Consider the following 14,691-nt stretch of genomic DNA (forward strand, 5'->3'; position numbering starts at 1 on the left):
GCTGCACCCTCAATATGTCGTTGTCAGACATCTTACAAAATGTCGCTGAGTATGCTGGGAGGCACTATGAATATTTTCGCAAAGCTTATTGCTGGCACTGCGCTGCTGGCTGCCGCAAATTCTGCCTATGCAGGCGAAACGCTGGATCGCGTCATGGAAAACAAGGCGATGGTTGTTGCGACCAACAGCAGCTGGCCGCCGCAGAGCTTTCTCGATGACAACAATGAAATGGTTGGCTTCGATATCGATGTCTCCCGTGAGATCGCCAAGCGCCTCGGCGTCGAAGTGAGCTTCCAGACACCGGACTGGGCCACACTGACGGGTGGACGCTGGCAGGGCCGCTACGACATTGGCGTCGGTTCCGTCACGCCGACCAAAGCGCGCGCGCAGGTCATCGATTTTGCCGGCATCTACTATTACAGCCCCTATGTCTACGTGGTTCACAAGGATAGCCCCGCCAAGGCGGTGAGCGATCTGAACGGGAAGGTCATTGGCGTCGAGACCGCCACGACATCGGAAGACTTTATCCGCCGTCAGCTGGAAATCGATGCTCCCGGCCTGCCGCCGATCGAGTACAAGCTGGAGCCGGGCGAAATCCGCACATTTGCCGATTCGATGCTGCCGTTCGACGACCTGCGCCTTGGCGCCGGTGTGCGTCTCGATGCCGTCATTGCGCCCGAGCAGACTGCCAAGAACGCGATCAAGAATGGCTATCCGCTGCGCATTCTCGAAGACGGCTACGCCTTCCGCGAACCGCTGGTCGTCATCGGCGAAAAGACCGATCCGGAATGGACCGCAAAGATCGGCGGCTTCATCGCCGACATGAAAAAGGACGGCACGCTCGCTGCCCTGACGACCAAATGGTATGGCAAGGACTACAGCGCCGACTAAGCCTTCAATAATGCCGGGCGCGAGCCCGGCATCTTCTTGCCAGATGAGCCTCCCATGACCTATCCAGATACCTATTACCGCCGCACCTTGGCGAACGCGGCCGAGCGTCCTGCACTCTCCGGCTCCGTCGATTGCGACACCGTGATCATTGGCGGTGGCCTCGCCGGCCTGACGACCGCCCTGCAGCTTGCCCGTGCGGGCCATTCCGTCACAGTTCTCGAAGCCAGCAGCGTCGGCTTTGGCGCATCCGGCCGCAATGGTGGCTTCGTCAGCCCCGGTTTTGCAACCGGCAGCGACGCCATCGCCCGTGCCGCAGGCCCTGATGCTGCGCGAAAACTGCATCTGCTTTCGATCGAGGGCGTGGATTTTATCCGCAACACGATCCGCGAACTGGAAATCTCGGAGGCAAAACCGCAGGCCGGCATCATGAGCGTGACACGCTACGATGACGGCGCAAGCCTGAAGGCGCATGCGGACCATATGCGCCGCGAATACAACTATGAACTCGAGTTTATCGGGACCGACGCGGTCCGCGGGCGCCTCAAATCCAACCGCTATTTCCAGGCGCTGCGCGATCCGAAAGCCTTCCACATGCACCCGCTGAATTATCTACGGGCGCTCGCAACAGAGATCGAGCGGCTGGGGGGCCGTATCTACGAAAATTCACAGGCGACGCGTTGCAGCCTGGCGGGCGCACAAAAGCTCGTCACATGCCAGGGCGGACAGGTGCGCGCCCGCCAGATCGTCTTTACCACGGGGGGCTACACATCCTCGCTGGTCGGAAAACTCAATCGCGCCTATTTGCCGATTGCCACCTATGTCATGCTGACGGAAGAAGCGCCGGACCTCATCCGTAGCGCGATTGCCACCCGCGATGCGATCGGCGACAACCGCCGTGCCGGCGACTACTACCGTGTCGTCGAGGATGGAAAGCGTATCCTTTGGGGCGGCCGCATCACCACGCGGGCTGCCTCGCCCGCAGCGCTTGCCGGTGAACTACGCCGCGAGATGACGACCACCTATCCCCAGCTGAAAGACCTGAAGACCGAGCTGGCCTGGTCCGGCCTCATGTCCTATGCCCGCCATCTCATGCCCCAGATCGGGGAAATGCAGCCGGGTGTGTGGCATTGCACCGCCTTCGGGGGACACGGCCTCAACACGACGGCGATTGGCGGCAAGCTGGTGGCTGAAGGCATTCTCAAGCAATCGGACCGCTACCGGCTCTTCAAACCGTTCGGCCTCGTTTGGGCGGGCGGTCTTGCGGGGCTTGCGACCGCACAACTCACCTATTGGAAATTGCAGGCGCAGGACTGGTGGCGCGAACGCGCCGCCTGATCAAAAAATCGGGGACATTATGCTCGGAAGACTGTTACTCACCTATCCCACGGTGGCGCGCCGCATCGGCGTCTTGCTGATTTTTGCCCTGGTCGCTGCGGCACTTTATGCGCTGGGAATAAGCTCCGCCTGGATCGGCAAGCTCTATCCGCCGGCGATCGACTGGCTGAAAGACAACAAGCAGCTTGGGCGCGCCCTTTCTGCCGTCGCGATTGCCCTGATCATCGCGTTCAACTGGAAACTGTTGCAGCTTCTGCCCCGCCGGCAACAGATCGTGACGGTCTGGATCGAGTTGTTCGTCCTCCTGATGCTGTTCTTCTACTCCTTCGATCTCTCCTTGTCCTTCATCGCCCGCAAGATCGGTTTCATGATCTCGCAAGGCGTGGTCACGACGCTCTACATCTCCGCCATCTCGATTGCGATTGCGACCGTCATTGCTCTGGCGGGGGCGATGGCGAAGCTCTCGAAGAATGGTGTGGTCTACGGTCTTGCCACTTTCTATACGTCGCTTTTCCGTGGCCTGCCCTTGCTGATGCAGATCTATATCATCTATCTCGGGCTGCCGCAGGTCGGCTACGTCATCAGCGCTGTTCCCGCAGGCATCCTCGCTTTGTCGCTCTGCTACGGTGCTTACATGACCGAGATTTTCCGCGCCGGCATCGAGAGCATCTCGCGTGGCCAGACGGAAGGGGCGACAGCGCTTGGACTGAGCCCCAATCAGACGATGTTCTTGGTCATTCTTCCACAGGCGATGCGGGTTATCGTCCCGCCGACCGGCAATCAGTTCATCGCCATGCTGAAAGACTCGTCGCTCGTCTCCGTCGTCGGTGTCTGGGAGATCATGTATCTCGCCCGCACGCAGGGGCAGACGGAGTTCCGCCATATCGAAATGCTGATCACCGCCTCGATGATCTACTGGGTTCTGTCCATGGGCCTCGAATACCTGCAGTCGCGCATTGAAGGCCATTTCGGACGTTTCAACGCCCGCTGATCCCACAATGCCTGCCGGAACCACTCATTGCGGGAAATCCTTGAAGGAACGTCCATGTTGCCATCATCCAAGCCTGACATCGAGATCGCGCTGACCGGCGTGCACAAATGGTACGGTGCGTACCATGCGCTCACAGATATCAACCTTGAGATTGCCAAGAAGGAGCGGATCGTGATCTGCGGGCCATCCGGCTCAGGCAAATCCACGTTGATCCGCTGCATCAACCGGCTCGAAGCCCACCAGGAAGGCATCATCGCCGTTGGTGGTATCGAATTGAACGAGGACGAGAAAAACATCAACGACGTGCGCCGCGAAGTCGGCATGGTGTTCCAGCACTTCAATCTCTTTCCACATCTCACCGTTCTGCAGAACTGCATTCTCGCACCCGTCTGGGTCCGCAAGATGAGCAAATCAGCAGCAACCGAAATCGCCATGCACTTCCTGGAGCGCGTGCGCATTCCAGAACAGGCTAACAAATATCCGGGCCAACTGTCCGGAGGCCAGCAGCAGCGAGTGGCCATCGCCCGCGCGCTGTGCATGAGCCCCAGGGTGATGCTGTTTGATGAGCCGACCTCGGCGCTTGATCCGGAGATGGTCAAGGAAGTGCTCGATACGATGGTATCGCTGGCGCAAGAGGGTATGACGATGATCTGCGTGACCCATGAGATGGGCTTTGCCCGTCAGGTTGCCGACCGGGTGATCTTCATGGACCAGGGCCGTATCGTGGAAGAGGCGCCGCCGACCCAATTCTTCGATAATCCACAGAACGAACGGAGCCGGCTGTTCCTCAGCCAGATCCTTCACTGACATCTGGACGATGAAAAGAGCCGGACCCGTCGCACCGGCTCTTTTGCTGCGTGGTCGGCGGGCTCAGAGCGGGTGCGGTTCCTGCGGAAAACCGCCCACATGGGTGCAGGTGCGGGCCGCATTGTCGCGGCCGGAGACGATGCAGGCTTGAAGTCCGCTTCCTGCGATAAACGCATGCAGAAAACCGGCGATGAAGCTGTCGCCGGCACCCGTGGTATCGACGATATCGACAGGAGTTATTCCGGTCTCAGCCCATTCGTTGCCGTCGGTTGCCGCCGACCCCTCGCTGCCGCGCGTGACGACTGCAAGCTTTGCGCCCTTAGCAAGCAATAGCTTCATCAACGTCTCGGCCCTCTCCCGGTCTTCACCCGCCGAACCGAAGGCGATACGCAGACCGTCTATTCCGAGATGAACCGGATCATTGTTGACGGAAATATCCTGCGACACGCTGATGCCTGCGGCAGCCAAACGGCGGCGCGTGGCCCCTTCGTCGGCAATCCAGCCGATATGAACGTGATCCATGGTTAGAAGTGCGGCAAAATCCGTGTCGTTTGGCCTGTAGTCCTGGCAGACACCAAAATCCTCAAAGGCGAAGATGCGATCTCCGCTCTCTGTGATCTCGATATTTGTGTAGGCGCTCTTTCCAGGCAGCGTCTGGAGATGGTCAAGCTTCACACCGTTCTGTGACAGCAGGCTGCGGGTGCGCGCACCATCGGCGTCCTCGCCCACGGCGCCGAAATAATAGACAATGTGGCCCAACAGAGCGAGCTGGACGGCAACATTGACGGCGTTACCGCCGACCAGCGACTGGCCGACGGGAGGCTGGAAGCGATCGACACAATTGTCGCCAACGATGGCGAAACGGTAGTGAGACATGGAACCTCAAAGATTGATTGCAACGGCAAGGCCGCGACTGTCATTTTGACGGCCGCGGCCTTCTTAACTCAGCCAGCTTTGACACTTGCAAAAACATGCGCCGCCGCTTGACGGTCATCTTGCCGATGAGGGCTCAGTAGGCAACCTTCTTGTAATAGCGCCGTGTCGTCAGTGGATGGTTGCGCATGACTTCGAGATGCGCGCTGATGCGCTCCAGCACCGTTGCCAGCAGGATCGGCGAGATCAGGCCACGCACCTCCGGCGAAATGCCCGGCAGCACGAAGTCCGCCGTGTCCAGTACCGTGAGCTTGTCGGTGTAATTGGGCGCGAATTTTTCGACCCGGTCGGCAATCGGCCGGCACGCGTCTTCGCCCTTGAACAGGATGACGCTGACGCCCTTCTCGACCAGTTCGAGCGTGCCGTGGAAAAAGTCGGACGCATGGACGGGGCGGGTGCGGATCCACTGCATTTCTTCAAGAATGCACATGCCGTAATAGAAAGCCTGCGGCCAGACGTTCCCGCTGCCGGTGACGATATGATAATCGGAGGCGGCAAGGATTTTTGCAAAACCGTCGGCCTTGTCTTCATAGGCGCGCTTGACCTCGACAAGACGCTTTGGAAGCTGCTGCAGTTCACTGGCGAGCTGCTCGTAGTTCGAAATCTCGTTGCGATGCTTCATGATCGACAGCGCGATGAACAGCGACTGAAGATAGAAGGATTCGCAGGACGTATCGTCTTCGGCGAAATTGACGAAGACATGATCGCCACCCTTGCCGAGCGGTGTGTCCTCGTGACCAACCAAGGTGAGGACCGTAGCGCCGGTTTCCTTGACCTTTGCCAGCAGCGCAACGCTCTCCTTGGTCGTTCCCGACAGCGACGGCATGACGACGATCGAGTTTTTCGTCAGATTTGCCGAGCCCGTGATGAAGAGTTCGGCTGTCAGATCGATGAAAGACGGAAAGCGGGACTTGCGCTGCAGCAGCTGATAGGCCGGCTGCATCAGGATGGCGGCGCCACCCGTTCCAAGGAAGAATATGTTTTCGGCGCCCGCTTTAAGGCAATCGGCAATCACCTGATCGAACCGTCCGGCAAGACCGGCAGCGCCGGACTGGATGCGCAGGTATCTTTCTTCATCGAAATTCAGCATGGAAAACTCACTGTTGTGGAGACCACGGCCCACCCGCGATCGTTTGATCCTGCCATGGCCGGCAAGTTGTAAGACAACTGACATCTTGAAATTATGGTGTCAAGGGTCTTTGCTTCGTTGAAGGGCCCAAAATCATCAATGTACGGCGCACCATACTGCTGCAGAGTTTTGACACTTGGCTTGACCTCCCGACATTTGTCAGACAATGAGAAGAATAGCCGGAACGGAAATCGAGGATTGCCTTGGACGAACCCCTTCGTGATGCCCGCACCCTGGTGATCCAGCTTCGTGATCGCATTGCCGATCTCATACGGGATGAAGGCCTGAAACCCGGCGATAAACTCCCGACCGAGGCACAGCTGACCGCGCGCTTCAAGATCTCGCGCCCGGCCGTGCGCGAGGCGCTGAAACTGCTGGAACAGGACAACATCATCTATGTCGAGCATGGGCGCGGCCGCTTTGTCTCGGCCATCTCTGCCGTGCAGGTCGACCGGCCGATTACCGTCTTTGAAAGCGTCACGGAGATGGCGCAGCAATATGGCTACACGCCCAAAAACAAGGTTCTGTCGATCTCCGAACTTGCTCCGGACGAAACCGTCGCGAAACAGCTGCGGCTCGAACCGGGCGACCGCGTCATTCGCATCGAGCGCCTGCGCCTGGAAAACGACACCCCGATCATGTACTGCATCGACTATGTGCCGCGCGCCATTATCCCGATGCGCCTTTACGATATCGACTGGAGCGGATCGCTCCTGTCCTTGCTGGATCAGCAAAAGCAGCGGCCACGCATGTCCGCCGCCTCGGTAACGGCCGTGATGCTTCCCGATGACGTCGTCGCGCGCAACGACTTGCGCGATTTCGGCCCGGCACTCCTGATTACCGAAACCTGTTTCAACGCGGCGGGCACCCCCGTCATTTACGCGATCGACTACCATCGCGGCAGTCATTTTTCCTTCAGCCTGGTGCGCAAGTAGACTTGAGCGGCCGTCACGCCATAGCGCGCGCCAAGTGAAATGGTCATTGCACCGCTGGTAAATTTTCGAACAGTCGATAAATTACCACTACGTTCAAAGGTCCACGCTCAAAGGTTTCAAATGCACGTATGGGTTCGCGATTACGAAATCGATCAGGCACGATGCGTGCTGAAGAAAAAACGCCAGTGCAAAGCCCCCTTCCCGGCCGCAATGCAGCCCGGTCCCACCGGTCGCGCTTGAGCAATTCCTGTCTTTCCTTCATCCGTAGTCAGCCGCTTTATCGAACCCAGCGTTAAAGCCTTTCTACCCATCATTTTGGGTGCCGCATGGCGATATTTTTCAAAACCGCGATTACCGATGCCGCAGCATTCGCGATGCTGGAGGAACGGCTGTCGAGCGGACAGGGTTTCGACGGCTACTTCAATCAATATGGTGAGGAGGACGAGTTGACCCTTTCCTGGGCTCCGGCCATGAGCGCGGACGAGTTCAAGGACGAGGTGACGGACGCATTGAGAACATTATGGCAGACAACGCGCTTTTGGCTGGTCTACCAGCGCGTTGAGAGCCGCGACGATCTCAGCATCAACGAAATCCGCAGCGCTGCAATCCGCCTGAGCCGCAGTTATGCGCAAGCCGTCGTCGTCACGTTCTGCCTGCTGGGCCGGGCCGACAGCAACAGCGATCTCGAACTGATTTTCGTCTGCTTTCGCGACGAAGCGGAACGCCGCAATTTTCGGGTGCGCTATGAGGGAAAATTCATCCCGGCGTCATAACCGTTTTCGCTGCATCCGACCGTCTGACAGCCAGCCTTGTCAGAACAATGCCGTTTCCTGGCATGGAACAAATATTAGCGATCCGAGTTGTTTTGATGGCTCTGGGAGGAGCCCCAAAATGATCATCGAAACGGAAATGAATTGCAGCGATATCTGCTGGGCCGAGCCCGTGCGCGTGCGCGTCGGCCATGGTGTCCCCGTCAATATCGATGGCCCGCAATCCGCCTTAAACACCATGATGCAACGATGGCCGCAGACAGGCGGCGAGCAGTATGAGCGCGCCCGAAAACTCTGCATGGCGGCGCTTGGCAGACGCGTCCCGGCGGCATCCATCCGCGACGACTTTGTCGCCGCATGCGTTGAGGCTGATATCCTCGCCGAGTAATGTTGGCTTCAGCGGCCAGAGTCTGATCAGGACTTCTGAAACACGCCATTCATGCTGCGCCCGGTTGCAAGCATCTTACTTCCAGTTATGCAATGGCTGAAAACAGTGCAAGAGCCTCTGGATTGGCCAGCGCCATCTGGTTTTGGCTAGCGTTTCCGTTGATTTCAATTTTGTCGCTTAGTCAATGTGCCTAGAAAAAATGGTATTTTCGGCAGGGGTCGGGCATATCGGAGCGTGTTCCGGTCAGCCTTCAGACTCAGTTCCGGTCGGCCTTCAGACTCACATGCGATCTGCGCTGAATGCACATGAGGGCGGCTTGGCTTCAATTGACGGAACAAAAGGCAGATGAGGCGATTGTCTTGGCTCTATCCTCAAATCCGGAGCCCCCTTGATGGCCAAGAAGTCCACACCTGCGTCGCCTGCAAACGCCGCCACCATCCACGATCAAAAACTGCACCGGGGCGAAGGCGGGGAACTGCACCAGTTCGCCGAAGACGGCGCACCGGTCATGACCACGGCGCAGGGAGGCCCCGTCGCCGACGACCAGAACTCCCTACGCGTCGGCGCTCGCGGCCCGCTTGTCGTCGATGATTTTCACTTCCGTGAAAAAATGTTCCATTTCGATCATGAACGCATTCCGGAGCGGGTGGTCCATGCCCGGGGATATGCGGCGCACGGTTTCTTCGAAACCTATGAATCCCTTGCCTCGTATACGCGCGCGGATTTGTTCCAGCGCCCCGGCGAACGCACCCCCGCCTTCGTGCGCTTCTCCACCGTTGCCGGTAGCCAGGGGTCGGCAGACCTTGCACGCGACGTGCGCGGCTTTGCCGTAAAAATGTACACGAAGGAAGGCAACTGGGACCTCGTCGGCAACAATATCCCGGTGTTCTTCATCCAGGACGCCATCAAGTTTCCGGACCTCATCCATGCCGCTAAGCCGGACCCCGACCGGTCTTTTCCGCAGGCGCAAACCGCGCATGATACATTCTGGGACTTTATCAGCCTGACGCCCGAAAGCATGAACATGGTGATGTGGATCATGTCGGACCGCACCATTCCGCGGTCGTTCCGCTTCATGGAAGGCTTTGGCGTCCATACCTTCCGTCTCGTCAACGCCAAGGATGAATCGACCTTCGTTAAGTTTCACTGGAAGCCGAAGCTTGGCGTTCAGTCGGTGGCTTGGAATGAAGCGGTCAAGATCAACGGCGCCGATCCCGATTTTCATCGCCGCGATTTGTGGCAGTCGATCCAGTCCGGTAATTTCCCGGAATGGGAATTGCAGGTCCAACTTTTCGACCAGGCCTTCGCCGACAGTTTTGACTTCGACGTCCTCGATCCGACCAAGATCATTCCGGAGGAAATTCTACCGCCGCAGCCGATCGGCCGCCTTGTGCTCGATCGGATGCCCGACAATTTCTTTGCCGAAACCGAGCAAGTTGCCTTCATGACCCAGAACGTGCCGCCGGGCATCGATTTCAGCAACGATCCCCTGCTGCAGGGCCGCAATTTTTCCTATCTCGATACGCAATTGAAGCGTCTGGGCGGGCCGAATTTCACCCATCTGCCGATCAATGCGCCCAAGTGTCCGTTCGCGCATTTCCAGCAGGATGGGCACATGGCGATGCGCAATCCTGTGGGCCAGGTCAACTATCAGCCGAACTCGTTTGGCGAGGGCCCGAGGGAATCGCCGGTAAAGGGCTATCGTCATTTCCCCGCCGAAGAACAAGGGCCGAAGGCGCGGTTGCGCCCCGAGAGCTTTGCCGACCATTATAGCCAAGCGCGGCAATTCTTTATCAGCCAGACGGAACCGGAGCAGCGCCACATCGCCGCTGCGCTAATTTTCGAGCTGTCGAAAGTGGAGATGCCGGTCATCCGCGAACGGATGGTGTCTCACCTGTTGAACATCGACGAGGCGCTTGCCAAAAAGGTTGCCGATGCGCTTGGATTGGCTTCGATGCCAAAGGCAGCCGATGCGGCCGTGCCGACACGGCAGGATTTGGAAGCGTCGCCAGCGCTCAGCATCGCGGCCCGTGCGCCTCAGCGCTTCGAAGGCCGCAAGCTTGGGATCCTTGTCACCGATGGCGCCGATATCCAGACCTTCAACGCCTTGCTTGACAGCGTGAAAAAGCAGAAAGCGTCGTTTGAGGTCATTGCGCCAAAGATCGGTGGCGCCGTGATGTCGGATGGCAGCCGGGTGGAGGCGCATCAGATGATCGATGGCGGTCCCTCGGTCCTCTACGATGCAGTCGCGCTTGTCGTGTCCGCTGCCGGTGTCGCCGATCTTTGCAAGGAGGCGTCAGCCAAGGACTTCGTTGCCGACGCGTTCACGCATTGCAAATATATCGCCTATGTTGCCGAGGCTATGCCCTTGCTTGAAAAGGTGGGAATAGCTGGTGATCTCGATGAGGGCACTGTTGCAATCAAGGATAAAGCAACGGCAGCGTCCTTCCTGGATCAAGCCGGAAATCTACGCTTCTGGCCGCGTGAGCTCGCTGTAAAGCTGAACTGATCGTGATATGGGCAGGGCCTTTGCGGTCCTGCCCATGATCAAAACAAAGATCGCCAAACTTCTGTCCTGAACTGAAGGTCGAGCTTCAAGGCTCCCGGATGGCTGTGTCGAGGCCGCGCAGCAGCGGGTAAAGGAAATAGGAAATCACTGTCCGGCTTCCGACCTTGATCTCTGCTGAAACGGTCATCCCCGGCAAGAGGCGAACGGGCTCCCCTGGGGCTTGCAGAAGTGTGCTGGCGAGCAGCACGCGTGCCTTGAAGAACGGCACGGCTGGCTCGCCGCCACCTGCTGGTTTTTCCGGAGGCGGAAACGCGTCCCGGCTGATGGTTCTGACGGTCCCCGTCACGGTACCGAATTTCTGGAATGGGTAGGCATCAAGCTTGACCCGCGCCTCCTTATCGACGGCGACACGGCCAATGTCCTGCGAGGTGATCGAAACCTCTGCCTCAAGCGGAACATCCAGCGGAACAAGTGTCACGATCGGTTCGGCCTCCCGAACGACCGAGCCGACCGAGCGTTGTGCAAGGTCGAGCACGACGGCATCTTCCGGGGCCGTCAGCGTCACCATGTTGCGGCGCAGCTCCATCTTCTTCAATTCTTCGCCCGCCATGTCGCGCTGGTTGCGCAATTCGACCAGCTGCTCCATGGAGGCACGCCGGAAGTCCTCGATGAACGCCTGCCGGTCAGCTGTCAGCTTGGCCAGCGAATGCCCGGCCTCCGCCGCCTTGCCGTGCAGCGCAGTGATATCGGCATCGACATCAAGCCGCGCGTCGCGCGAACCGAGGAAGGCGACGAGCGATCCGGTATCGTTCCTGTAGAGCGTCTCGCGCGCTTTTTCGATCAGGATCAGGTTGTCGCGGCGGCTGGTGAGAACCGTCTCCTGGTTTGTACCCGATTGGATCGCGGCGGCCTGCCCGGCGATTTGCTGATCGAAATTCTGCACCTGGGCGGTGTAGAAAGCGTGGCGCTGCGCAAAAAGCTGGACCTGCAGCTGCTCGTCGGGAGACCCTCCCGCCAGTTTCGAATAATCCGTGCCGGCAATCTCGGCGTTGATACGCTTGACCTGGGCATCGAGGGCCGTAAATTTGGTGCGCTGCTGATCGACATCAGATTGGCTGAAGGTCGCGTCAAGCGTTGCCAATGTCTGCCCGGCCTTGACGATCTCGCCCGTGGTCACGTCGATCGTGCGGATGATCGATGTTTCCAGCGGTTGAACGATAATGGTCGGCCGGGTGGTGATCAGCTTGCCAGGTGCAATGACCACCTCGTCGATCTTGGAGAGCGATGCCCAGACGATGGCCGTGCCAATCAGCGCGGTGATCCCGTAGAGCGTCATCCGGGCAATTCTGGGCGGAACGCGCTCTTCCAGTTCGACCGCATCGGATTGGAATTCGGCAAAGGCCGGCGGCAGCTTCGGCTTGACGATAATTTCCGTGTCCCGCTTTGCGGCGGGAACCGGCAGGTTTTGGTGGAGTTTTTCCGGACGCGCGTTCATGCCGATTGCCTCGTTTGCTGCGTCCAGAGATGACGGTAGGTAATGCAGCGCGAGACGAGCTGATCGTGGCGGCCGATATCGGCGATCTTGCCGCGATCGACGACGAGGATCGCATCGGCATCGACCAGCGTGGTCAGGCGATGGGACACGATGATCACGGTACGCCCCTCGGCAATCTTGCTCAGGTTCTGCCGCAGGATGGCTTCGCTGTCGGGATCAAGTGCGCTGGTGGCTTCATCCAGGATCAGCAGTTTCGGATTGGTGATCAGCGCACGGGCAATGGCCAGGCGCTGCTTCTGGCCGCCGGAAAGGTTCGAGGCATTTTCCTCCAGCATGGATTCAAAACCGCGCGGCAGCCGCTCGATGAACTCTTCGGCGCCGGCAATGCGGGCGACTTCGATGATCTCCTCGATGCTGGCATCGGGCTTGGCGGCGGCGATATTGTCGCGCACCGAGCCGCGGAACAGAAAATTGTCCTGCAGAACGACGCCGATGCTGGAGCGCAGATGGACCAGATCGATTTCCCGGCTGTCATAGCCGTCGATCCGGACCAGCCCCTGCTGGTTCTGGTAGAGCCCCTGGATGAGACGGGTCACGGTCGTCTTTCCCGATCCGCTCTTGCCGACAATTCCAAAGACAGACCCGGCGGGAACCGTGAAGGACACGTCGTCGAGCGCCGGCGCACCGTCGGGCCCATAGCGGAACGTGACCTTGTCGAATTCGATGCGGCCCTTCAACTGCGGCCGGATCCCCCGCCCACGGCCGAACTGTTCCGGACGCTGGTTCATGATCTCGCCGAGCATGCGCACGGACAGGGCCACTTCCTGATATTCGTGAACCATGGTGACGATCTGCACGAGCGGGCCGGACACGCGGCCTGCCAGCATGTTGAAGGCGACCAGCGCACCGATAGTCATGGAACCGCTGAATACATCTAGCGCTCCGAGCCCGATGATCGCAACGCTCATCAGTTTTTCCAAAAGCCCGGTCAATGCCTGGGCAACGGTCGAGATCTTATCGACGCGAAAGCGCACGGAGATGGCTTGCGCGGAACGATCGTCCCAGACCTGGCGCTGACGCGGCTCGAGCGCCAGTGACTTGACGGTGCGCATGCCATGCACCGTCTCGACCAGCAGCGCCTGACGCTCGCCTTCGGCCTGATAGAGGGCCTGGAGCCGCCGCTGAAACGGCCCCACCAGAACCATGACCACCAGGCCGACAAGGGCTGCAAAGCCCAGGACGACAAAGGTCAGCTTGACGCTGTAGAGAACCAGGATCGGTATGAAGACCAGGAGCGAAACCGCATCCAGAAGGGTAAGGAACAGCCGGCCCGTCAGGAACTCGCGGATACGGCCCGTCTGTTGCATATGCTTGACCAGCACACCGGCCGAGGCCTGCTCGAACAAGGCGATCGGCAGATTGAGAAGGTGCCCGAACGTGCGCGTGGCGATCCTGATGTCGATCTTGTTGGTCGCGTAAAGCAGCAGGTAGCGCCTCAGGAAAGTAAAGGCCGCATCGAAAAGGAGCGCAATAGCAATGCCGATGGTGAGAACCGCAAGTGTAGAATAGCTCTGGTGGACAAGGACCTTGTCGATCACAAGCTGGAAAAAGATCGGCGTTGCGAGCCCCAGCCCGTAGAGGACGAAGGCAGCGAGCGCCACGTCGCGAAGTAAGCTGCGCTGGCGGACAATTTCTGGAATGAACCAGCGAAAACCGAATGGCTGATCGGTGTCGGAAAGACGATAGCTGCGTTTGACGAGGATGACCGATCCGCGCCAATGTTTTGCAAATTGCTCCTGGTTGAGCAGGATGAATTCCGGACGCTGGGCCAGGGGATCGAGCACCCGGATCATCTCGCCCTCACCGCTGCCTGCCGCACCGGCGATGACAACCCAATTGCCGTTTTCAAGCTCGGCGAGCAACGGAAAGGCGTCGCCGAGCTGAAACAGAGACCGCCAGGTCAGCGTCAGGTTTTTGGCCTTCAGCCCCGCGTCCTTTGCCATGCGCAGGAGTTGCCGCATCGGCACCGCCTGCTCGCCGACCGCATAGTCGTGCAAAAGCCGTTCGGGTGACAGATCAACACCATGGTGACGGCCGACCAGGGCCAGACACTGGAGGTTTGTGTGCGCGAGTGTACTCATGGCCTCACTTGGAACAAAGGGCTTGCGTGGCCGGTCAGTTGAAATTCGGCGAAGCGTTCACCGAAAGCGGCGGCTGCTGGCCTGAATCTGCAGCCGGCATTTGCGCAATGTCCCCGATGCGGCGCACCGCGCCCGCCTCGACCAGGCCGTTTAAGGCTTTCTGCATGAGGTCCACCGCATTGGCGAAAGCATCCACCGGCATGATGATCCGCTGGCGAAAGACGGGTCGCGGATTGTTGCTGGCATCGCGCTCGGTCGGCGAAAGCGACATCATGTCGATCCGCACGATCGTGCCCGTCACGGTGATCTCACCGATTCCATCGGCATAAAGCTCATTGTTCATTATCGTCTCCATTGGTTGATGGTG

Annotated in this window: 13 protein-coding genes; 8 read left to right on the forward strand and 5 right to left on the reverse strand. The window is 59.0% G+C overall.

Going from position 1 to position 14,691, the window contains the following annotated elements:
• The first annotated feature begins 66 nt into the window (after positions 1-66).
• The 4 genes from ASD32_RS09275 to ASD32_RS09290 are packed head-to-tail and all read left to right on the forward strand — an operon-like array spanning position 67 to position 4,024.
• A complete protein-coding gene (locus ASD32_RS09275; RefSeq protein WP_060637748.1) occupies positions 67-891 on the forward strand; it encodes a transporter substrate-binding domain-containing protein in 825 nt (274 codons plus the stop codon).
• 54 nt (positions 892-945) lie between these two features.
• The gene (locus tag ASD32_RS09280) at positions 946-2,226 is read left to right on the forward strand and encodes an FAD-binding oxidoreductase (RefSeq protein WP_060637749.1); all 1,281 of its coding nucleotides are present in this window, start codon (positions 946-948) and stop codon (positions 2,224-2,226) included.
• Between the two features lie 19 nt (positions 2,227-2,245).
• Positions 2,246-3,217 carry an amino acid ABC transporter permease gene (locus ASD32_RS09285; protein WP_060637750.1) on the forward strand — a complete coding sequence of 324 codons (972 nt, stop codon included), beginning with the start codon at positions 2,246-2,248 and terminating at the stop codon, positions 3,215-3,217.
• 54 nt (positions 3,218-3,271) lie between these two features.
• On the forward strand, positions 3,272-4,024 hold the full coding sequence (locus tag ASD32_RS09290) for an amino acid ABC transporter ATP-binding protein (RefSeq protein ID WP_060637751.1): 753 nt from the start codon (positions 3,272-3,274) through the stop codon (positions 4,022-4,024).
• Between the two features lie 63 nt (positions 4,025-4,087).
• On the opposite strand, the gene ASD32_RS09295 is transcribed toward ASD32_RS09290, so the two are convergent.
• Both ASD32_RS09295 and ASD32_RS09300 read right to left on the reverse strand, forming a co-directional pair.
• A complete protein-coding gene (locus ASD32_RS09295) occupies positions 4,088-4,900 on the reverse strand; it encodes a PfkB family carbohydrate kinase (RefSeq protein WP_060637752.1) in 813 nt (270 codons plus the stop codon).
• Positions 4,901-5,033: 133 nt separating this feature from the next.
• Complete coding sequence (locus ASD32_RS09300) at positions 5,034-6,047, reverse strand: SIS domain-containing protein (protein ID WP_060637753.1); 1,014 nt, start codon at positions 6,045-6,047, stop codon at positions 5,034-5,036.
• Positions 6,048-6,289: 242 nt separating this feature from the next.
• Here ASD32_RS09300 and ASD32_RS09305 point away from each other — a divergent pair, with 242 nt between their 5' ends.
• The 4 genes from ASD32_RS09305 (at position 6,290) to ASD32_RS09320 (ending at position 10,688) form a co-directional block, all read left to right on the forward strand.
• On the forward strand, positions 6,290-7,021 hold the full coding sequence (locus ASD32_RS09305; RefSeq protein ID WP_060637754.1) for a GntR family transcriptional regulator: 732 nt from the start codon (positions 6,290-6,292) through the stop codon (positions 7,019-7,021).
• Positions 7,022-7,347: 326 nt separating this feature from the next.
• Positions 7,348-7,794, forward strand: a complete 447-nt coding sequence (locus ASD32_RS09310; RefSeq protein WP_060637755.1) for a hypothetical protein — start codon at positions 7,348-7,350, stop codon at positions 7,792-7,794.
• A 118-nt stretch (positions 7,795-7,912) separates the two neighbouring features.
• Positions 7,913-8,179: a DUF982 domain-containing protein gene (locus ASD32_RS30000; protein ID WP_060637756.1), complete on the forward strand. Its 267-nt coding sequence runs from the start codon at positions 7,913-7,915 to the stop codon at positions 8,177-8,179.
• Positions 8,180-8,570: 391 nt separating this feature from the next.
• Positions 8,571-10,688: a catalase gene (locus ASD32_RS09320; protein ID WP_060637757.1), complete on the forward strand. Its 2,118-nt coding sequence runs from the start codon at positions 8,571-8,573 to the stop codon at positions 10,686-10,688.
• Positions 10,689-10,773: 85 nt separating this feature from the next.
• Here ASD32_RS09320 and ASD32_RS09325 read toward each other — a convergent pair whose 3' ends face one another.
• From ASD32_RS09325 to ASD32_RS09335, 3 genes are read right to left on the reverse strand one after another with little or no spacing between them, the layout of a single operon-like run.
• The gene (locus ASD32_RS09325; RefSeq protein WP_060637758.1) at positions 10,774-12,183 is read right to left on the reverse strand and encodes an HlyD family type I secretion periplasmic adaptor subunit; all 1,410 of its coding nucleotides are present in this window, start codon (positions 12,181-12,183) and stop codon (positions 10,774-10,776) included.
• Positions 12,180-14,324: a peptidase domain-containing ABC transporter gene (locus tag ASD32_RS09330; protein ID WP_060637759.1), complete on the reverse strand. Its 2,145-nt coding sequence runs from the start codon at positions 14,322-14,324 to the stop codon at positions 12,180-12,182. Before ASD32_RS09330 ends, ASD32_RS09325 begins: the two co-directional genes overlap by 4 nt.
• A gap of 34 nt (positions 14,325-14,358) precedes the next feature.
• On the reverse strand, positions 14,359-14,667 hold the full coding sequence (locus ASD32_RS09335) for a hypothetical protein (RefSeq protein WP_060637760.1): 309 nt from the start codon (positions 14,665-14,667) through the stop codon (positions 14,359-14,361).
• Positions 14,668-14,691 lie beyond the last annotated feature (24 nt).

Origin of the sequence: Rhizobium sp. Root483D2 (genome assembly GCF_001426685.1) — a bacterium.
Classification (GTDB): domain Bacteria; phylum Pseudomonadota; class Alphaproteobacteria; order Rhizobiales; family Rhizobiaceae; genus Pararhizobium; species Pararhizobium qamdonense.